The 17,706-nt window shown below is 71.2% G+C and carries 18 protein-coding genes and 1 pseudogene; 12 read left to right on the forward strand and 7 right to left on the reverse strand.

Translation table 11 applies throughout. From position 1 onward, the window contains the following. Positions 1–69 precede the first annotated feature (69 nt). Positions 70–963, forward strand: a complete 894-nt coding sequence (locus tag IPK81_20535; protein ID QQS11898.1) for a TauD/TfdA family dioxygenase — start codon at positions 70–72, stop codon at positions 961–963. A 166-nt stretch (positions 964–1,129) separates the two neighbouring features. Here the strand turns inward: IPK81_20535 and IPK81_20540 are convergent, their stop codons facing one another. The 5 genes and pseudogenes from IPK81_20540 to IPK81_20560 form a co-directional block, all read right to left on the reverse strand. After that, positions 1,130–1,825, reverse strand: a complete 696-nt coding sequence (locus IPK81_20540; GenBank protein ID QQS11899.1) for a DUF2848 domain-containing protein — start codon at positions 1,823–1,825, stop codon at positions 1,130–1,132. Positions 1,826–1,844: 19 nt separating this feature from the next. Next, a complete protein-coding gene (locus IPK81_20545) occupies positions 1,845–2,645 on the reverse strand; it encodes a putative hydro-lyase (GenBank protein ID QQS15193.1) in 801 nt (266 codons plus the stop codon). 95 nt (positions 2,646–2,740) lie between these two features. After that, on the reverse strand, positions 2,741–3,556 hold the full coding sequence (locus tag IPK81_20550; protein QQS11900.1) for an SDR family oxidoreductase: 816 nt from the start codon (positions 3,554–3,556) through the stop codon (positions 2,741–2,743). A gap of 68 nt (positions 3,557–3,624) precedes the next feature. Continuing rightward, positions 3,625–4,494 carry an alpha/beta hydrolase gene (locus IPK81_20555; GenBank protein ID QQS11901.1) on the reverse strand — a complete coding sequence of 290 codons (870 nt, stop codon included), beginning with the start codon at positions 4,492–4,494 and terminating at the stop codon, positions 3,625–3,627. A gap of 84 nt (positions 4,495–4,578) precedes the next feature. Next, positions 4,579–5,686 (reverse strand): annotated as a pseudogene (locus IPK81_20560) (NAD(P)/FAD-dependent oxidoreductase). 141 nt (positions 5,687–5,827) lie between these two features. Between IPK81_20560 and IPK81_20565 the strand changes: the two are divergent. Genes IPK81_20565 through IPK81_20595 form a run of 7 tightly spaced genes read left to right on the forward strand, consistent with a single transcriptional unit; the run spans position 5,828 to position 11,283 of the window. Further along, complete coding sequence (locus IPK81_20565) at positions 5,828–6,655, forward strand: SDR family oxidoreductase (protein QQS11902.1); 828 nt, start codon at positions 5,828–5,830, stop codon at positions 6,653–6,655. After that, the gene (locus IPK81_20570) at positions 6,652–7,017 is read left to right on the forward strand and encodes a dihydroneopterin aldolase (GenBank protein ID QQS11903.1); all 366 of its coding nucleotides are present in this window, start codon (positions 6,652–6,654) and stop codon (positions 7,015–7,017) included. Before IPK81_20565 ends, IPK81_20570 begins: the two co-directional genes overlap by 4 nt. 32 nt (positions 7,018–7,049) lie before the next feature. Next, positions 7,050–8,153, forward strand: coding sequence for a Zn-dependent alcohol dehydrogenase (locus IPK81_20575; protein ID QQS11904.1), 1,104 nt, complete (start codon positions 7,050–7,052; stop codon positions 8,151–8,153). A 23-nt stretch (positions 8,154–8,176) separates the two neighbouring features. Continuing rightward, positions 8,177–8,545 carry a hypothetical protein gene (locus IPK81_20580; GenBank protein ID QQS11905.1) on the forward strand — a complete coding sequence of 123 codons (369 nt, stop codon included), beginning with the start codon at positions 8,177–8,179 and terminating at the stop codon, positions 8,543–8,545. After that, entirely contained in the window at positions 8,542–9,393 is an 852-nt protein-coding gene (locus IPK81_20585) for an alpha/beta hydrolase (protein ID QQS11906.1), read from the forward strand. Before IPK81_20580 ends, IPK81_20585 begins: the two co-directional genes overlap by 4 nt. Positions 9,394–9,427: 34 nt before the next feature. Then, positions 9,428–10,357, forward strand: coding sequence for a DMT family transporter (locus IPK81_20590; protein ID QQS11907.1), 930 nt, complete (start codon positions 9,428–9,430; stop codon positions 10,355–10,357). Continuing rightward, a complete protein-coding gene (locus tag IPK81_20595) occupies positions 10,354–11,283 on the forward strand; it encodes a DMT family transporter (GenBank protein ID QQS11908.1) in 930 nt (309 codons plus the stop codon). Before IPK81_20590 ends, IPK81_20595 begins: the two co-directional genes overlap by 4 nt. A gap of 161 nt (positions 11,284–11,444) precedes the next feature. On the opposite strand, the gene IPK81_20600 is transcribed toward IPK81_20595, so the two are convergent. Further along, the gene (locus IPK81_20600) at positions 11,445–12,224 is read right to left on the reverse strand and encodes an SDR family oxidoreductase (GenBank protein QQS11909.1); all 780 of its coding nucleotides are present in this window, start codon (positions 12,222–12,224) and stop codon (positions 11,445–11,447) included. A gap of 34 nt (positions 12,225–12,258) precedes the next feature. Beyond that, a complete protein-coding gene (locus IPK81_20605) occupies positions 12,259–12,957 on the reverse strand; it encodes a GntR family transcriptional regulator (protein QQS11910.1) in 699 nt (232 codons plus the stop codon). A gap of 175 nt (positions 12,958–13,132) precedes the next feature. On the opposite strand from IPK81_20605, the gene IPK81_20610 reads away from it, so the two are divergent. The 4 genes from IPK81_20610 to IPK81_20625 are packed head-to-tail and all read left to right on the forward strand — an operon-like array spanning position 13,133 to position 17,705. Then, positions 13,133–14,353 carry an amino acid ABC transporter substrate-binding protein gene (locus IPK81_20610; protein QQS11911.1) on the forward strand — a complete coding sequence of 407 codons (1,221 nt, stop codon included), beginning with the start codon at positions 13,133–13,135 and terminating at the stop codon, positions 14,351–14,353. A gap of 34 nt (positions 14,354–14,387) precedes the next feature. Next, a complete protein-coding gene (locus IPK81_20615; GenBank protein ID QQS11912.1) occupies positions 14,388–15,239 on the forward strand; it encodes a branched-chain amino acid ABC transporter permease in 852 nt (283 codons plus the stop codon). Then, the gene (locus tag IPK81_20620; GenBank protein ID QQS11913.1) at positions 15,236–17,008 is read left to right on the forward strand and encodes a branched-chain amino acid ABC transporter ATP-binding protein/permease; all 1,773 of its coding nucleotides are present in this window, start codon (positions 15,236–15,238) and stop codon (positions 17,006–17,008) included. Before IPK81_20615 ends, IPK81_20620 begins: the two co-directional genes overlap by 4 nt. Beyond that, the gene (locus IPK81_20625) at positions 16,998–17,705 is read left to right on the forward strand and encodes an ABC transporter ATP-binding protein (protein QQS11914.1); all 708 of its coding nucleotides are present in this window, start codon (positions 16,998–17,000) and stop codon (positions 17,703–17,705) included. Before IPK81_20620 ends, IPK81_20625 begins: the two co-directional genes overlap by 11 nt. The last annotated feature ends 1 nt before the right edge of the window (position 17,706 follow it).

Below are 17,706 nucleotides of genomic sequence, written 5' to 3' on the forward strand. Positions count from 1 at the left end.
GCCCGCCGTCGACGCGCGTACCTTAGCGGATGAACCACGGTTTACCAGTGGCGGACGCGGGAGGGCGGCATGGCGTACCGGCGCATCGAGGTGCGGAAACTGGCCGGCGGATGCGGCGCGGAGGTGTCCGGCGTCGACATGCGCCGGCCGCTGGACGACGAGACGGTGGCGGAGATCCGCCGGGCGGTCGTCGATAATCTCTGCCTGCTGATCCTCGGGAACGAGGGCATCACCGACGAGCAGCAGGTCCGCTTCTGCGCGAATTTCGGGCCGTTCGGGAAGGATCCGTTCGTCGAGGGCGAGGCCACCCATCCCAACGCCATCAAGGTCGCCAAGGAGGCGGACGAGGGCGGCAAGCCCACCTTCGGCGGCAACTGGCACTCCGACTGGAGCTTCCTCGAGACGCCGCCGTCCTTCACCTTCCTGCACGCCCGCGAACTGCCGCCCTACGGCGGCGACACCATGTTCGCCAACCAGTACCTGGCCTACGAGACGCTGTCGGACGGCCTGCGGTCGACGCTCGACGGCCTGCGCGCCGTGTACTGGGCGAAGTCCTACGCCAAGGGCGCCGTGTTCCACGACAACGCCAACGCCCGCAGCATGCGCATCGTCCACGACGATTCATACATGGCGGAGATGGTCCATCCGATCGTGCGGGTGCATCCCGAATCCGGCCGCCGCGCGCTGTTCGCCAACGTCGCCTACACGCTGCGCTTCGAGGGCATGACGCAGCGCGAGAGCGAGCCGCTTCTGAACTTCCTCTACGAGCACTCGACGCGGCCGGAGTTCACCTGCCGCTTCGTCTGGAAGCCCGGCGCCATGGCGATGTGGGACAACCGCTGCCTGCAGCATTTCGCGATCAACGACTACGCCGGCCACCGGCGCGAGATGCGCCGCACCACGCTGCGCGGCGAGAAGCCGATCGCCGTCGGCGAGGACCGCAACGTCGGCCGCGCGGCGTAGGAGTTGTGCCGCTTAGCGGCGCGCCCATTTCGCGCGATTGCTAAGAGATGTCCACTGTCATCCCGAGCGCAGCGAGGGATCCAGGCGCCGCTCCTGGATCCCTCGCTGCGCTCGGGATGACAGGTGAGATGGATGCCCACCTGCCTCCGTCGGACCGCGGCGATTCCTACGAGATCAGCGGCAGGGCCTTGACGTCGTAGGCGTAGGTCAGGCGCTTGCCGTCGCGCGGATCGAGCAGCTCCATCTCGAAGCGCGTGCCCGGCCGGATGCCGCCGATGGCGCCGACCGTGCCGCCGAACATCACCGTGCCGGGCGGCAGCGTCGCGCCCTCCATGCCCTCGCGCTCGAGGAACAGCTTCGCCAGGCCCTCGGGGCGCCGCAGCGTCGCCAGCGTGCCCTCCTGGTAGAGCTTGCGCACGCCGCCGAAGGTCTGCCACGAGCGCAGCTCCAGCGAATCGTAGCGGTCGGCGACGTCGTCGAACCGCCACAACGCGCGGCCGATCGCCTTGGGGCACATCTGCTTCGACAGCGACACCGAATAGGACTCGGCCTTGCGGTCGGTGTGGTCGGAACCGACGGTCAGCCACAGCCCGTCCGGCAGCGATACGACCACCGGCTCGACCTCGCCGGAGGTGTCGTCGCCGACGACCTCGACGACGCCCTCCTGCGTCAGGTTCTGCGCCGAGGCCCTGTAGAACAGCGGCACCGACGACGGCGGCGGCACGCCCACGGCGGCCAGCTCGTCGATGTGGTGCTGGAGCGAGCCCTCGTCGCGAGCCGTCCAGCCGGCGATGATCAGCCGGTCGACGACCACGTCGACGCGCGAGGAGATGGCGCGGTCGAAAGCGAGGCGCGCGGTCATGTCGGGATGGCTCCAGGGGTCAGAGGATGGCGAGGCGCGCGTTGAGCAGGTCGGTGACCAGCATGTATCCGGGCGCGTGGGTGACGCAGAACTCCGGCTTCACCGTGGCGATCACCGATTGCGGAGTGACGCCGCAGGCCCAGAACACGGGGAATTCGTCGTCGCGCACCGGCACGGCGTCGCCGTAGTCCGGCTTGCCGATGTCCTTGATGCCGATCATCTCCGGCTTGCCGATATGCACCGGCGCGCCATGCACCGATGGAAAGCGCGAAGTGACCTGCACGGCGCGGATCGCGTCGGCAGGCTTGAAAGGGCGCATCGAGACGACCATCGGACCGTGGAACGGGCCGGCCGGGGCGCACTGGATCGACGTCCGCCACATCGGCACGTTCGAGCCGCAGGTCTGGTGGCGCAGCTCCAGGCCGTTCTCGATCAGCGCCTCCTCGAAGCTGAACGAGCATCCCAGCGCGAACGACACCAGATCGTCGCGCCATACCGCGCGGATGTCGTCGACCTCCTCGACCAGCTCGCCGTGCCGCCAGACGCGGTAGCGCGGAATGTCGGTGCGGATGTCGAGATCGGCGCCCAGCGCCGGCAGGCGCGGATCGCCGGGCTCCGACGCCGCCAGCAGCGGGCAGGGCTTGGGATTGAGGTGGCAGAAGCGGTGGAAGTCGGCGGCCAGCGCCGCCGGCAGGATCGCCAGATTGGCCTGCACGTAGCCCGGCGCCATGCCCGCCGTCGGCTTGCGGAAGGCGCCGCTCCGGATCCGGAGCCGGGCCGCGTGCCCCGTCTCGCGCGCCGCCGCGCCGAGGCCGGTCATCGTGGTGTCCATCGGAAGCTCCTGTACGAGAAGATGACCCATCGTGGCACCCTTCCGCGGCGGCGCAAGCGAAATGCCGCCGCGACGATGGCCGCTCAGCCGACGTGGTCGACCGCGCCGCCGTCGATGCGCACGTTCTGGCCGTTGACGAAGCCCGCCCGCGGGCTGGCGAGGAACGCCACCAGATCGCCGACCTCGTCGACCGTGGCGATGCGGCCCACAGGGTTGGGCATGTCGCTGGCCGCCAGCCGCTTGAGCAGCCCCGCCGGATCGGCCTCGGCGGCCTCCGGCCACTGCTCCCGGGCGCCGCGTTTGCGCGCCATGTCGATCACCTCGGCGGTGGCGATCAGGCCGGGACTCACGAGGTTGACGGTGACGCCGGAGCCCGACAGGTCCTTGGCGAGGCCGACGGTCATCACCGGCAGCGCGCCCTTGGCGGCGTAGTAGTGCGGCATGCGGGCGTTGGGCCGCGTGCTGCCGATGGTGCCGACGAGGATCACCCGTCCGAAGCCCTTGGCGCGCATCGCCGGCGTCAGCGCCCGGATCAGGCGCACCGCCGACAGCACGTTCTTCTCGTAGACGCCCAGCCAGGCGGCGTCGTCGGCGTCGGCCCAGAGTTTGCGGTCGGCGACGCCGTAGTTGGCGACGAGGATGTCGACGTGGCGGCGCGCCTCGACCAGCCGGGCGATGGCCGCGTTGGCGCCGTCGGCGGTGGCGACGTCGCCGGCCGCCACGCTGGCCTCGCCGCCGGCCGCGCGGATGGCGCCGACGGTTCCCTCGGCCGCCGCCTCGGTCGGTCCGTTGACCACGACGTGCGCGCCCTCGCGCGCCAGCGCCCGGGCGATGCCGGCGCCGGTGCCGCGGTGGGCGCCGCTGACCAGTGCCACGCGGCCCTTCAGTTCGAGATCCATCGGCCCCTCCCCACGTCCTCGCGCGACGATAGCACGGGGTCGGAACGCCGCCAGCCGCGCGCCGGCGTTCAGGACGGCGGCGCCGCGCCGTCGGGTCGACGCAGGAATGCCAGCGTGTCGGCGAGCGTCGGCGCGCGCTCGCGGAACGCGGCGGAGAACGCCGTGACGACACCGATATGCCCGACATCGCGGTAGAGGCGGGTCTCGGCGACGTTGCCGGCGGCACGCCACGCCGCCGCGAGGTTCACCGTGTTGCGCGGCAGCACCGTGGTATCGGCATCGCCGTGCAGCAACAGCGCCGGCGGTAATCCGGGCGTCACGAAGTTTATCGGCTGGGTGTCGGCGGGCGCGGCGCCCGCAAATATCGCCCGTAGACGCTCGGTCCCGAACGGCAGGAAATCGTAGGGACCGGCGATTCCGACCACGCCGCGGATCGCCGCCCGGTCGATGCCGGCCCGCGCGAGGTACGGCGTACCCGCCGCCAGCATCAACGCGGTGTGCGCGCCGGCGGAATGGCCGGCGAGGACGATCCGCGCGGGATCGCCGCCATGGATGGCGATATTCGCGCGGATCCACGCCACGGCAGCGGCGCCATCCTCGACGAAGGCAGGGAACCGGACCTCCGGCCACAGCCTGTAGTCGGGTACCACGACGAGGTAGCCGGAGTCGGCCAGAGCCTGCGCGACGAAGAGATAGTCGCCCCTTCCGCCGGAATTCCAACCGCCACCGTAGAAGAAGCAGACGACCGTGCGCGACGCGTCCGGCCGCGTCGGCTCGTAGACGTCGAGCCGCCGGCGCGGATCGTCACCGTAGGCGATGTCGGCGACCAGCCGGTAGCCGCGTCGCGGCACCGTGGCGTTGAGCAGGTCGGCCGGGCCGCAGCCCGCGAGCGCGGCGGACGCGGGCAGAAGCGAGAGCAGGCGCCGGCGCGGGATCATGGTTCCTCCTCCCGCGCGACGCGCCGGTTGGAGGAGATACGATCCGGCCCGGTGCCGGGATGCGTCCCGGCGCCGGGCGGGCGATCACGAGCGCGTCATGTCCAGGATGTGATCGGCGATGGCGAGCGACGCCGTCAGCCCCGGCGATTCGATCCCGAACAGATGGATCAGACCGGGGATGCCGTGGGTCTCCGGGCCGTGGAAGGTGAAATCCTGCGCCGGCGCGCCCTGCGGCACGATCTTCGGCCGGATGCCGGAATACGCCGGGGTGATCGCGCCGTCCTTCAGGTCCGGCCAATATTTGCGGACGGCGGCGTAGAACTTGTCGGCGCGGGCCGGATCGACGGTGTAGTCGATGCGGTCGATCCACTCGACGTCGGGCCCGAAGCGCGCCTGGCCGCCGAGATCGACGGTGATGTGCACGCCCAGACCGCCCGGCACCGGCACGGGATAGATCAGGCGCGAGAACGGCGATCTGCCGGCCAGCCCGAAATAGTTGCCCTTGGCGTAGTAGGCGGCGGGCAGCGAGTTGTAGCGCGCGCCCTCGATGCGGCGCGCGAGGTCCGGCGCGTGCAGCCCGGCGCTGGTGACAAGCAGCCGGCAGCGCAGGGTCATCGGCTCGGCGCCGCCGACATCGATCTCGACGCCGCCGTCGACCACGCGGCCGCGCTCGACCGGGCTGTGGAAGGCGAACATCGCGCCGGCATCCTCGGCGTCGCCCTGCAGCGCCAGCATGAAGCGGTGGCTGTCGACGATGCCGGTGGTCGGCGACAGCAGCGCGCCGGTGCAACGCAGGTTGGGCTCCAGCGCGACGGCCTCCGCGGCGCTCAGCACGCGCATCCCCTCGACGCCGTTCGCCTCGGCGCGGGCCTGGATCGAGGCCAGCGTGTCGCGCTCGGCCTCGTCGGTGGCGACGATCAGTTTTCCGCAATTGACGTAGGGCACGCCGTGCTCGTCGCAGTACCGGTACAGCAGGCGCCGCCCGGCGACGCAGAAGCGCGCCATGTTGCCGCCCTTGGGGTAGTAGATGCCGGCGTGCACCACCTCGCTGTTGCGCGACGAGGTCTCGGTGCCGATCGCCTCGGCGGCGTCGACCACGATGACCTCGCGGCCGGACATCGCCAGCGCGCGCGACGGCGATGCCGACGACCCCGGCGCCGACCACGACGCAATCCACGCTTTCGACTGGCATGGCGCCGTGATAGCCGACGCGTCGAATCCTGTCATCCGCCGAGACGCCGCCGGCGCGCGCTTCCGCGTTGCCGGCCGCGGCGGGCGCGACTAGGTTGCGGCCGGTCGGCCGCCGGCGGCGCGGGCGGCGGAAGGACGGGTGATGCGGTCCACGACGGCGGCTTCCAAGGGCGTGGGAGGGGCGACGCGCGCGCTCCGGCGCGGCGCGCTGGTGACTGGCGCCGGGCAGCGGATCGGCCGCGCCTTCGCGCTGGCGCTGGCCGCCGACGGCTGGTTCGTGTTCGTGCACCACAACGCCTCCGCGAAGGAGGCGGCGCGCACCGTGCTGGACATACGCGCCGCCGGCGGCGCGGCGCGCGCCGTCCGGGCCGATCTGGCCTCGGCGGCGCAGGCCGAGGCGCTGGTCGGCGTCTGCAAGGCGCGCGGCGTCGTGCTGGAGTGCCTCGTCAACAACGCCTCGCTGTTCGCCTACGACGCCGCGCCGCGCGCGACGCCGGCCTCGTTCGACCGCCACATGGCGGTCAACCTGCGCGCGCCGTTGCTGCTGTCGCAGGCCTTCGCGCGCCGGCTGCCGGAGGGCCGCCGCGGCGTCATCGTCAACGTGCTGGATCAGAAGCTGCGGAACCTGAACCCGGACTTCCTGACCTACACGCTGAGCAAGATCGGGCTGGAGGGGCTGACGACCCTGCTGGCGCAGGCCTTCGCGCCCGACATCCGCGTCGCCGGCATCGCGCCGGGGCTGACCTTGCGCAGCGGCAAGCAGACCGACGAGCGCTTCGCCGCCCAGCACACCGCCAATCCGCTGGGCGTCGGCGTCGCCACGGACCATCTCGTGGCGGCGCTGCGCTTCATCCTGGCGACGCCGAGCTACACCGGCGACACGCTGGTGGTCGACAGCGGCGAGCATCTGACGGCGCGGCCGCGCGACATCGCCTTCGACCGCCGCGCGGGGAAGGGAGCGGCGCCATGACCGCCGACACGAGGCGCCTGTTCCTGCGCGACTACCGCGTCATGACCAATATCGGGATCCACGAGTTCGAGAAGGCCGGGCCGCAGGCGCTGCTGATCAACGTCGACCTCGAGCTGCGGCCGCACGCCGGCGCGCTCGACGACGACATCGCCAACGTGCTCGACTACGACGCGCTGCGGGCCGAGATCGGGACACTGGCGCGGTCGCGCCACTTCAATCTGCAGGAGACGCTGGTGCACGAGATCCTCGACATCTGCATGGGCCGGCCCCAGGTGGTCCGCGCGCGGGTGTCGAGCGAGAAGCCCGACGTCTACCCGGACTGCGCCGCCGTCGGTTACGAGGCGACGCGGTCGCGCGCCTGAAACGACAACGATCGACCTGGAGGGAACGAGAGATGAAGACCCGCGCCGCCGTGTTGTTCGAGATCAACAAACCGCTGCAGGTGGTCGAGCTGGAGCTCGATCCGCCGAAGGCCGGCGAGGCGCGCGTGAAAATGAAGGCGTCGGGCGTCTGCCAGAGCGACTGGCACGTGATGAACGGCGACTGGCCGACCCCGCTGCCGATCGTGCCCGGCCACGAGGCCGCCGGCATCGTCGACGAAGTCGGCCCCGGCGTCGAGGGCGTGAAGGCCGGCGACCACGTGGTGTTCTCGTTCCGGCCGCATTGCGGACGGTGCCGCTACTGCACGGCCGGCCGCACGGTGCTGTGCGTCGGCCGCCTGAACTCGCCCGGCGCAGGATTGCTCGACGGCACGCTGCGGCTGAGCCACGGCGGCACGGGCGTCAACCAGATGGCGCGCATCGGCACCTTCTCGGAGCACGTCGTGGTGCCGGCGGAGATGCTGGTCCCGATCCGCAAGGACATGCCGTGGCCGCAGGCGGCGCTGGTGGGCTGCTGCGTCGCCACCGGCGTGGGCGCGGTCACGCGCCACGCCAAGGTCGAGGCCGGCGCGACCGTGCTCGTGATCGGCTGCGGCGGCGTCGGCCTCAACGCGGTGCAGGGCGCGATGCTGTCGGGCGCGGGCCGGATCATCGCCTGCGACCTGCTCGACAACAAGCTGGAGATGGCGCGGACGTTCGGCGCCACCGACACCGTCAACAGCGCGAAGGAGAACGCCGTCGAGCGGGTCAAGCAGCTCACCGGCGGGCTCGGCGTCGACTACGCCTTCGACGCCGTCAGCGTCGACAAGACCCAGGCGCTGGCGTTCGACGCCCTGGCGCCGGGCGGCCACGCCGTCACGGTCGGCGTGCCCGCGGCCACGATGCGGGCGCAGTACTCGCCGCTGATGATGGTGTTCGGCGAGAAGACCGTGTCCGGCACGTTCTACGGCTCGGTGCGCCCGAACCTCGACTTCCCGGTGCTGGTCGACCACTACATGAACCGGCGCCTCAACATCGACGGGCTCATCAGCCGGACCTACAAGCTCGACGAGATCAACGACGGCTTCCGCGCCATGATGGCGGGCGAGGTGGCGCGCGGCGTCGTGGTGTTCGCCTGAGGCGGCATGGCGGAGGCGGGGACATGCTCGAACGACTGCCGGATCTGGTGAACGGCGACGCGCGGCTGGTGCGTCGCGGGCGGGCGCTGACGACGCGCTTCCTCGTCGAGGCCGGCGCGCGCGCGTGGCTGGTGCACGTGCGCGAGGGGCGGATCGACAAGGTCGAGGCCGGGCCCTTCCGCATGGCGTCGTGGAGCTTCGCGCTGCGCGGCACGGAGGAGGGCTGGGAGAAGTTCTGGCGGCCGGTGCCGCCGCCCTTCTACCAGGACCTGTTCGGCCTGCTGCGCCAGCAGGAGCTGCGCTTCGAGGGCGATCTGCTGAAGCTGTGGCAGAACATGATGTACGTGAAGGGCGTGATGGGCGCGCTGCGCGGCAACCGGGGGGCGTCATGAGCGTCGATTTCGAACCGGTCCTCGGCCGCTACCTGCGCCTGCCGTTCCAGGGCCGTGACTACCGGATCTTCGTCGAGGAGGCCGGCAGCGGCATCCCGCTGCTCTGCCTCCACACCGCCGGCTCCGATTCGCGCCAGTACCGAGCGCTGATGAACGATCCGGAGATCACCGCGAAATACCGCGTCGTCGGCTTCGACCTGCCGTGGCACGGCAAGTCCTCGCCGCCGGCCGGTTGGCACGAGGAGGAGTACAAGCTCACCCGCGATTTCTACATCGACATCATCGTCGCGGTGGCCAAGGCGCTGGAGCTCGACAAGCCGGTGGTCATGGGCTGCTCGATCGGCGGGCGCGTCGTGCTCGGTCTGGCGGCGGACCACGCCGAGGTCTTCCGCGCCATCATCGGGCTGCAGTCGTCGGCCACGCCGAGCGCCTACTACGACATCTCGTGGCTGAACCATCCCGACGTCGACCACACCGAATCGGCGATCGGCGCGGTGTCCGGGCTGATGGCGCCGACCGGGCCGGACGAGCACCGCTGGGAGACGCTGTGGCACTACATGCAGGGCGGGCCGGGCGTGTTCTACGGCGACCTGCATTTCTACACCGTCGACGGCGACCTCAAGGACCGGCTGCACCGCATCGACACGTCGCGCTGCCCGCTCTACCTGCTGACCGGCGAGTACGACTACTCGTGCAAGCCGGAGTACACGCTGGAGGTCGCCAAGGCGGTGCCCGGCGCCAGGGTCACGATCATGAAGGGGCTCGGGCATTTCCCGATGAGCGAGAACCCGGCCCTGTTCAAGAGCTTCATCCAGCCGGTTCTCGACGAGATCGGGCGCGGCGCGTGAGCCGCCGGGCGCCACGCGGAGCGGCGTGACGACCGTGGGCCCCGTTCGGTCGCGCGCGGCGGCGCTGTGGGCGTCGGCCGGGCTTCTGGCGTGCTGCGTCATCTGGGGCTCGATGACGCCGGTGCTGAAGGTCCTGACCGAGTTCATGGACCTCTACCTGCTGTCGGCGCTGCGCTACGTCGTCGGGCTGCCGGTGCTGTGGTTCGCGTGGATGCTGGCGCGCGCGCCATCGGGCGCGCCGCGCCCGATCGCCACCGGGCGCCTGATGCGGCTCGGTCTGGCGATGTGCGCCTTCTCGATCCTCTACACCTTCGGGGTCCGCCATTCGCATCCCGTGACGGCGGCGATCGTGCTCAACCTCGGGCCGGTGATCTCCGCGTTGATGGCCCGCGCGCTGCTCGGCGCGCGCATGGTCGCGGGCTTCCCCGTGGCGTTGACGCTGGGCCTGCTCGGCGCCGCGATGGTGATCGCCGGCGCGCCGGGCTTCCGCGAGCGCGGGCTGGGCTTCGAGGGCGGCGAGCCGCTGCTGCTGGTCGCGCAGATCTGTTGGCAATGGTACTCGATCCGCGCCCAGCAATGGCTCGGCGACCGCGGCCAGATCGGCCTCAGCGCCATCACCTCGACGGTGGCGGGCGTCTGGATGCTGGCCGGCTTCGCGATCCTCTACGGCGCCGGCGTCGCCGGCGGGCCGCCGGCCGACATCTCCTGGCTGCACATCGCGTACCTCGTCTGGATCTGCGTCTTCGGCGTCGCCATCGCGGTGCTGCTGTGGAACTACGGCGTCAGCCGGCTGACCCTGCCGGTCGCCTCGCTGCACATGAACGGCGCGCCGGTCGTGGCGGTGCTGACCGCCTGGGCGATCGGCCAGCCGCCGACCTGGCTGCAGCTGCTCGGCGGCGTCGTGGTGGTGGCCGGCATCGTCTACCTCCAGACGCGCCAGCTCGCCTCGGCGCGGCCGTCGTGAGCCGGCTCACCGCCGCGACGGGGCGGGGCGGCGCGCTCGTCGGCATGGCGGCGTTCGTCGTCACCAGCGCCTGCTGGGGCGCCAACATGCCCATCACGGCCGTGATCTTCCGCGTCCTCGATCCGTTCTGGATGTCGCCGTGGCGCACCGCCATCGCGGCGCTGACGCTGGCGGTCCTCCTCGCCGCGACCGAGGGCGTCCGCGCGCTGGCCATGCCGATGCCGTGGCGGCGCTTCCTGATGTTGAGCTGCGCCATGGCGTCGTTCTTCCTCGTCTACAATCTGGCGCTGCGCCACACCAACACGATCACGGCGGCGGCGTTCATGGTCGGATCGCCGGTCTACGCGGCGCTGACGTTGCGGGTCCTGACGGGCGCGGCGTTCGACCGCGGCTTCTGGGTCGCGGCGCCGCTCACGCTGGTCGGCGGCGCCATCGCGGTATGGGGACGCGCCGACGCGCCGGGGGCCGGATTCGCGCTCCAGGGCGGCGAGCCGCTGATCGTGCTCTGCACGGTGTTCTGGACGGTCTACTCGATCTACGCCCAGCGCTGGTTCGAGCCGCCGGTGACGCAGCTGCGGCGGACCTATGTCGCGCTGTCCGGCGCGACGCTCTGGTTGTTCCTGTTCTGGGCGGCGTGCCGCGCCGCCGGCGTCGTCGGGCCGCCCAACCTCGCGCCCGACGCCGCGACCATCGGCTGGCTGGCATTGACGGCGGTTTTCGCGACCGGGCTCGCCGGCGTGACCTGGAACATCGGTGTCGCGCGGCTCGGCATCCCGATGGGGTCGCTGTGGCAGAACGCCGTGCCGGTGTTCGCGATCCTCATCTCGATGGCGTTCGGTTTCGAGCCGACCCCGGCCCAGATCGCCGGCGGCGCCATCGTGATGGCCGGCGTGCTCTACATGCAGTGGCGCAAGTTCAACGGCTGAGGGCGGTGCACGCCGCGGTCAGGCGGATTTCGGCCGTCGCGCCACCACGCCTGTCATTCCGCGCGCAGCGAGGGATCGAGCGGCGGCGGCTGGATCCCTCGCTGCGCGCGGAATGACAGGCGGGGCGTGCGGACGCCGGAAGCGAACGGCGTCCGACCGCGTCAGATCAGTCCGTGGTAGGAGCCGCCGTCGAGCTGGACGTTCTGGCCCGACATGAAGCCGGCCTGCGCGCTGCACAGGAAGGCGCAGGTGTCGCCGAACTCGACCGGCTGTCCGAAGCGCTTCGCGGCGATCGACTGCGCGATCTGCCGGCGCGCCTCCTCGTAGGTGATGCCCTGCTCCTTGACCATGCGCTCGGCCATGAAGCGCTGGCGGTCGGTGTCGAAGCGCTCCGGCAGCATGTTGTTGATCGTGACGTTGTCGGGCGCGACCTCCGACGACAGCGATTTGCAGAACGCCGTCAGGCCGGTGCGCGCCGTCGTCGACAGCGCCATCGGCGGCCGCGGCGACTTCACCATCGCCGAGGTGATGTTGACGATGCGGCCGAACTTCCGGGCCCGCATGCCCGGCACGAGCGCGCGGATCAGCAGGATCGGCGCCAGCATGTTGGCCTCCAGCGCCGGCAGCCAGGCGGCGTGGTCCCAGTCCGCCAGCTTGCCCGGCGGCGGGCCGGCGTTGTTGTTCACGAGGATGTCGGCGTCGGGGCAGGCCGCGACCAGCGCCGCGCGGCCGGCCTCGGTGTTGATGTCGGCCACGACCGGCGTGACCTTGGCGCCGGTCGCGGCCGCGATCTCCTTGGCCGTCGCTTCCAGACGGGCCGCGTTCCGGCCGTTGATGAAGACCTCGCAACCCTCGCGCGCCAGCGACAGGGCGCACGCCTTCCCGAGGCCTTGCGACGATGCGCAGACGATCGCCTTGCGGCCCTTGATGCCCAGATCCATCCCGTTTCCCCTCCCCCGAATGATCGCGCGCCGGTCAGGCGGCGTCGCCCAGCCCGTCCTGGTCCAGCGCGCCGGCCTCGACCAGCGTACGCGTGGTGCTCTCGTAGTGCTCGGTCATCAGCGCCACCGCGCGGTCCGCGTCGCGCGCCAGCGCCGCCTCCATCAGGGCGCGGTGCTCGCCCGACTTGTTCCGCCGCCGCCGATTGATGAGATAGGACAGGCGCCGGTACAGCTCCGAGGCGTCGTAGAGCGAGCGCTGCAGGTCGATCAGCATCGGGCTGCCGCAGGCGCCGGTCAGCGCCGCGTGGAACTCGGCGTGCGCCGCGGCGTAGGCCTCGCTGAGGCGCCCTGAATCGTCGGCGTCGCGCACCGGCGTGTTCGAGAGCGTGTGGTGGCTGGCGACCAGCCGCGATTCCCATTCGACCCGTCCCAGCTCGATGGAGCGGCGCAGCGCCACGCTCTCGATCGAGATGCGCACGAAGGTCAGGTCGCGCAGCTCCGGCGCCGACAGCGCGGCGACCGTGAAGCCCTGCTGCGGCTGCGCGCGCACCAGCTTCTCCGCCGCCAGGCGGGTGAGGGCCTCGCGCACGCTGCTCAGGCTGACGCCGTACTCGTCGCACAGCGTGGCGAGGCGCAGCTTCTGGCCGGGCAGCAGGCGGCCGCCGAGGATGTCCGCGCGGACGCGCAGATGGACCTCCTCGGCGAGGGTCTTGGCGATTCGGGTCTGTGGCACCGCGATCCCCGTGGATGACCGGGCCGCCGGACGGCGGCGGCGTCGATTTTTTTATGTACTATCGATCATCGGTTTACAAATCGATTTTCCGAGGCCACGATCCCCGGCAACACGAAGGTCACCGCAGGCCGCGACGTCGTCGCGGCCAAGCGGCGATGGCGATGGAGGGGAAGCGATGACCGGTTTCACTGGGCAATGGCGTCGTCGTCACGTTCTGGCCGGGCTGGCGGGCGCCGCCTCGGTCGGGCTTTCCGGCGCCGGCCGGGCGGCGCCGTCGGGCAAGCCGGTGCGCGTCGGCGGCACGCTGTCGCTGACCGGGCCGCTGGCGCAGACCGCGCTGATCCACAAGATCGCGGCCGAGATCTCGGTCGAGGAGATCAATGCGCGCGAGGGCTTCCTCGGGCGGCCGGTCGAGTACGTGCTGCTCGACGACCAGTCCAAGCCCGAGGTCTGCCGCAGCCTGTACGAAAAGCTGATCACGGTCGACAAGGTCGATCTGATCATGGGGCCGTACGCCACCGCGCCGATCCTCGCCGGCATGGGCGTGGCGCAGCGTTACGGCAAGCTCTACATCCAGAGCAGCATGGGAATTCCGCGGCTGGCCAACTACGAGCTGACCTTCCCGGCGACTCCGTTCGGGCCGGAGCCGAACAAGTCCTATCCGAAGGTGGTGTTCGACGCCGTGGCCAGCGGGCCGACGCCGCCCAAGACCGTGGCGATCCTGACCAGCAAGTTCCCGTCGGCGCAGTTCATGGCCGAGGGCACGCGCGACGTCGCCAAGGAGCGCGGCCTCAACGTGGTGATGTACCTCGAGTACGAGTTCGGGGCGCGCGACTTCGGCGCCATCGCCGCGCGCGTCAAGGACGCCAACGCCGACTTCCTCTGGGTCGGCTCGCTGGGGCTCGAGAGCAACATGCTGCTCGAGGCCCTGAAGAAGCTCGACTACGTGCCGAAGAGCCACTTCCACCTCTATCCAGCGCCGGGGCCGCTGGCGGTGTCGCCGGACGGCAAGAACGCGCTGTCGTCGACCTTCCTCGAGCCGGACGCGCCGTTCCTCGATCGTCCGGGCGTGCGCCGCATCGCCGAGCGCTACCGCGAGCAGGCGACCAAGGCGAAGCTGGTCTACGCCGACCTCGACGCCCAGGCCGCCGGCATGTTCTCGGCCTGGCAGATCCTCGAGCAGGCCGTGAACGGCGCCAAGAGCCTCGACGACAAGGCGATGGCGGCGTGGCTGAAGAAGAACGGCGCCACCACGATCTACGGCAAGCTGCGGTTCGACGCCGCCTACAACCACGGCGACGCGGCCCAGCTGGTGAAGCAGGCGCAGGACGGCAAGTGGAAGGTCGTGTGGCCGAAGGAGTTCGCGGCGCCGGGCGTGAAGCTGATCGCGCCGTAGCGTCGGTCCGTCCGCTCCGTTCAAGGACGCCGCGATGCCCAGCGCGACCGTCGTCGGCCAGGCGCTCGTCTCCGGTCTGCTCATGGGCGGGCTGTACGGGCTGCTGGCGCTCGGCCTGAGCCTGAGCTGGGGCCTGCTGCGCCTCGTCAACCTCGGCTATTTCGCGATCGCCTTCCTCGGCGCGTACCTGGTCTACCAGATGCACGTCGGCTGGCATCTGGCGCCATGGTGGGCGGCGGCGCTGGTGGTGCCGTTGTTCTTCTGCCTCGGCGTGGCGCAGCACTGGGTGTTCCTGCGCTTCCGCGTCAGCGAGCTGGCGTCGCTGCTGGTCACCTTCGGTTTCAGCGTCATCGTCGAGTCCGGTCTGCAATGGTACTGGACCGCCGACTACCGCCGGCTGGAAACGGAGTACGCCAGCGCTTCGCTGCGTATCGGGCCGCTCTACGTGCCGGTGCTCGATCTCGCGGCCTGCGTCGCCGCCGCGGTGCTGGCCTGGGGCACGTGGGCGTGGCTGCGCTGGACCTATGTCGGCAAGGCGCTGCGCGCCAGCGCCGAGGATCCCGACATCGCCGCCGCCTACGGCGTCGACCACAAGCGGCTGTCCTACCTGCTGTCGGGCGTCTGCGCCTCGTACGCGGGCGTCGCCGGCGCGTTCATCGCGCTGATCTCGACGCTGGCGCCGTCGCAGGTGTGGGCGTGGCTCGGCGTGGTGTTCGCCGTCGTGATCATCGGCCGCGTCGGCAATCCGCTGGGCGCGCTGGTGGCGGGGCTGCTGATCGGCGCCAGCGAATCGGTGGCGATGGCGTTCATGAGCCCCGCCTGGGCGCCGGTGATCTCGTTCTCGGCCCTGATCGCGCTGCTGCTGTGGGAGCCGGACTGGCTATGAACCCGCGCACAGCGCTACCGGCCGGCGTCGCGGCGGCGGCCGCGCTCGGTCTGGCGGTCCTGCCGACCGCCGGATTCCCGGCGTTCTACGACTCCTTCCTCTACATGCTGTTCTTCTGGATCTCGCTGGCGACGAGCTGGGCGATCCTCAGCGGATTCGCGGGCTATTTCAGCTTCGGCCACGCCGCCTTCTTCGGCGCCGGCATGTACACCACCGCGAACCTCGCGACCAAGTTCGAGGTGCCGCTGCTGGCGACGCTGCCGGTCGCGGCCGCGGTGGCGGCGGCCCTCGGCGTCGCCATCGGCGCCGTCGTGTTCCGGCTCAAGCGCCTGCGGGGCGAGCTGTTCGCGCTGCTGACCTTGGCGGTCACGTTCATCGTCGCCACGGTCATCCTCAACACGCCGATCGACGGCGGCGGCGGGGTGTTCCTGAGCGGCGTGCCGGTGCCGAAACTGCTGCCGTCGCAGAGCGGCACGATCTACTTGCTGGGGCTGGTCCTGTGCGTGGCGACGGTCGCCATCACGCGCTGGGTCTGGGGCTCGCGCCTCGGCATGGGCCTCGCCGCGATCCACGACGACGAGGACGTGGCGGAGGTCAAGGGCGTGCCGACCTGCCGCTACAAGCTGACGGCGCTGGCGTTGTCGTCCGGCATCGCCGGCGCCGTCGGCGGCGTGCACGCCGTCTATGTCGGCTTCCTCACGGTCGGCGAGACCTTCGGCATCACGGTGCCTCTCTACGTCGTGCTGATGAGCGTGCTCGGCGGGGCGCGGCACTGGCTCGGACCGGCGGTCGGCGCGGTCGCGATCGGCGCCTCGCTCTACGCCTTCACCGGCGGCGAGATGGCGATGGTCGGCCGCGCCATCGTGGCGTTCGCCCTGATCGTCGCGATCCTGGCGCTGCCGGAGGGCGTCGTGCCCGCGGTCCAGGCGTGGCTCAAGCGCCAGCGCGGCACCCGGCCCGCCGCGGTCGCCGCAGACCCGCCGGCCGCCGTCGAGATCGACGATCCACCGGCGCCGGTCGCGGCGCCGGGGCCCGACGCGCCGGTGGCGCTGGCCGTGCGCGGCGCGTCGAAATCCTTCGGCGGCCTTCGGGCGCTCAACGACGTGACCCTCGATGTGCGCGAGGGCGAGATTCTCGGGCTGGTCGGGCCGAACGGATCGGGCAAGACCACGTTGATCAACGTCGTCACCGGGCATTTCCCGCTCACCGCCGGGTCGATCCAGGTCGCCGGCACCGAGATCGGCGCCGCGCCGGCGCACGCCATCGCGCGGCTGGGCGTGGCGCGCACCTACCAGATCCCGCGGCCCTTCGCGCACATGACCGTGCTCGACAACGTGGCGCTGTCGGCCACGTTCGGGCGCGAGGCGTTCGGACTGGAGGCGGCGCGGCGCGAGGCGATGACGTGGCTCGACTTCACCGGGCTGCGCGCCCGCGCCGCGGCGCTGCCGGCCGAGCTGAACCTGCACGAGCGCAAGTTCCTGGAGTTCGCGCGCGCGCTGGCGGCGCGTCCGAAGCTGCTGCTGCTCGACGAGGTGCTGTCGGGTCTCAATCCGTCGGAGGTCGACCGCGCCGTGGCGCTGATCCGACGCATCCGCGCGCGCGGCGCCACGATCGTGTTCGTCGAGCATCTCATGCGCGCCGTCGTCGAGCTCTCGGACCGCGTCGCCGTGCTGAACGAGGGCGCCCTGTTCGCGCTGGGCGCGCCGCGCGAGGTGATGTCCGATCCGCGCGTGGTCGCGGTCTACCTGGGCAAGTCCTATGGCGCTTGAGGCCCGCGCGCTCGCCATCGCCTACGGCGACGCCCCGGCGGTGTGGGACGCCACGCTCGACGTCGGCGCCGGCGAGATCGTGTCGGTGATCGGCCCCAACGGCGCCGGCAAGACGACGCTCATCAACGCCATCGCCGGGCTGATGCGGTGGCGGTCGGGCACGCTGCGGTTCGACGGCGTCGACCTCGCCGGGGTGCCGCCGCACGGCGTCTGCGCCCAGGGCATCGCGCTGGTGCCGGAGGGGCGGCGCCTGTTCACGCGCATGTCCGTGGAGGAGAACCTCGAGATCGGCTGCTACCTGCCGGCGGCGCGGGCGCACCGCGACGCGACGCTGGAGCGGGTCTATTCGCTGTTCCCGATCCTGCGCGACAAGCGCGCCCAGGCGGCCGGGCTGCTCTCCGGCGGCCAGCAGCAGATGGTGGCGATAGGCCGGGCGCTGATGGCGCGGCCGCGCATCATGCTGTTCGACGAGCCGTCGCTGGGGCTGGCGCCGACCATCGTCGACGACATGTTCGAGATCATCAAGGGCGTGCGCGCCGAGGGCGTGTCGGTCCTGCTGGTCGAGCAGAACGTCGCCAAGGCGCTGGAGATCGCCGACCGCGCCTACGTGCTGGAGCACGGCCGCATCGTGGCGTCCGGCGTTCCGGCGGAGCTGGCGCGCCAGCCGCGCATCCGCGAAGCCTATCTCGGTCTGTGAG

Source organism: Rhodospirillales bacterium (assembly GCA_016699855.1).
Lineage (GTDB): Bacteria > Pseudomonadota > Alphaproteobacteria > Reyranellales > Reyranellaceae.

Coding starts and splice junctions, on each gene's coding strand:
- IPK81_20570 (QQS11903.1), top strand. CDS start 6,652: ATGACCGCCGACACGAGGCGCCTGTTCCTGCGCGACTACCGCGTCATG.
- IPK81_20540 (QQS11899.1), bottom strand. CDS start 1,825: ATGACCGCGCGCCTCGCTTTCGACCGCGCCATCTCCTCGCGCGTCGAC.
- IPK81_20625 (QQS11914.1), top strand. CDS start 16,998: ATGGCGCTTGAGGCCCGCGCGCTCGCCATCGCCTACGGCGACGCCCCG.
- IPK81_20555 (QQS11901.1), bottom strand. CDS start 4,494: ATGATCCCGCGCCGGCGCCTGCTCTCGCTTCTGCCCGCGTCCGCCGCG.
- IPK81_20610 (QQS11911.1), top strand. CDS start 13,133: ATGACCGGTTTCACTGGGCAATGGCGTCGTCGTCACGTTCTGGCCGGG.
- IPK81_20575 (QQS11904.1), top strand. CDS start 7,050: ATGAAGACCCGCGCCGCCGTGTTGTTCGAGATCAACAAACCGCTGCAG.
- IPK81_20565 (QQS11902.1), top strand. CDS start 5,828: ATGCGGTCCACGACGGCGGCTTCCAAGGGCGTGGGAGGGGCGACGCGC.
- IPK81_20600 (QQS11909.1), bottom strand. CDS start 12,224: ATGGATCTGGGCATCAAGGGCCGCAAGGCGATCGTCTGCGCATCGTCG.
- IPK81_20580 (QQS11905.1), top strand. CDS start 8,177: ATGCTCGAACGACTGCCGGATCTGGTGAACGGCGACGCGCGGCTGGTG.
- IPK81_20615 (QQS11912.1), top strand. CDS start 14,388: ATGCCCAGCGCGACCGTCGTCGGCCAGGCGCTCGTCTCCGGTCTGCTC.
- IPK81_20585 (QQS11906.1), top strand. CDS start 8,542: ATGAGCGTCGATTTCGAACCGGTCCTCGGCCGCTACCTGCGCCTGCCG.
- IPK81_20535 (QQS11898.1), top strand. CDS start 70: ATGGCGTACCGGCGCATCGAGGTGCGGAAACTGGCCGGCGGATGCGGC.
- IPK81_20550 (QQS11900.1), bottom strand. CDS start 3,556: ATGGATCTCGAACTGAAGGGCCGCGTGGCACTGGTCAGCGGCGCCCAC.
- IPK81_20620 (QQS11913.1), top strand. CDS start 15,236: ATGAACCCGCGCACAGCGCTACCGGCCGGCGTCGCGGCGGCGGCCGCG.
- IPK81_20545 (QQS15193.1), bottom strand. CDS start 2,645: ATGACCGGCCTCGGCGCGGCGGCGCGCGAGACGGGGCACGCGGCCCGG.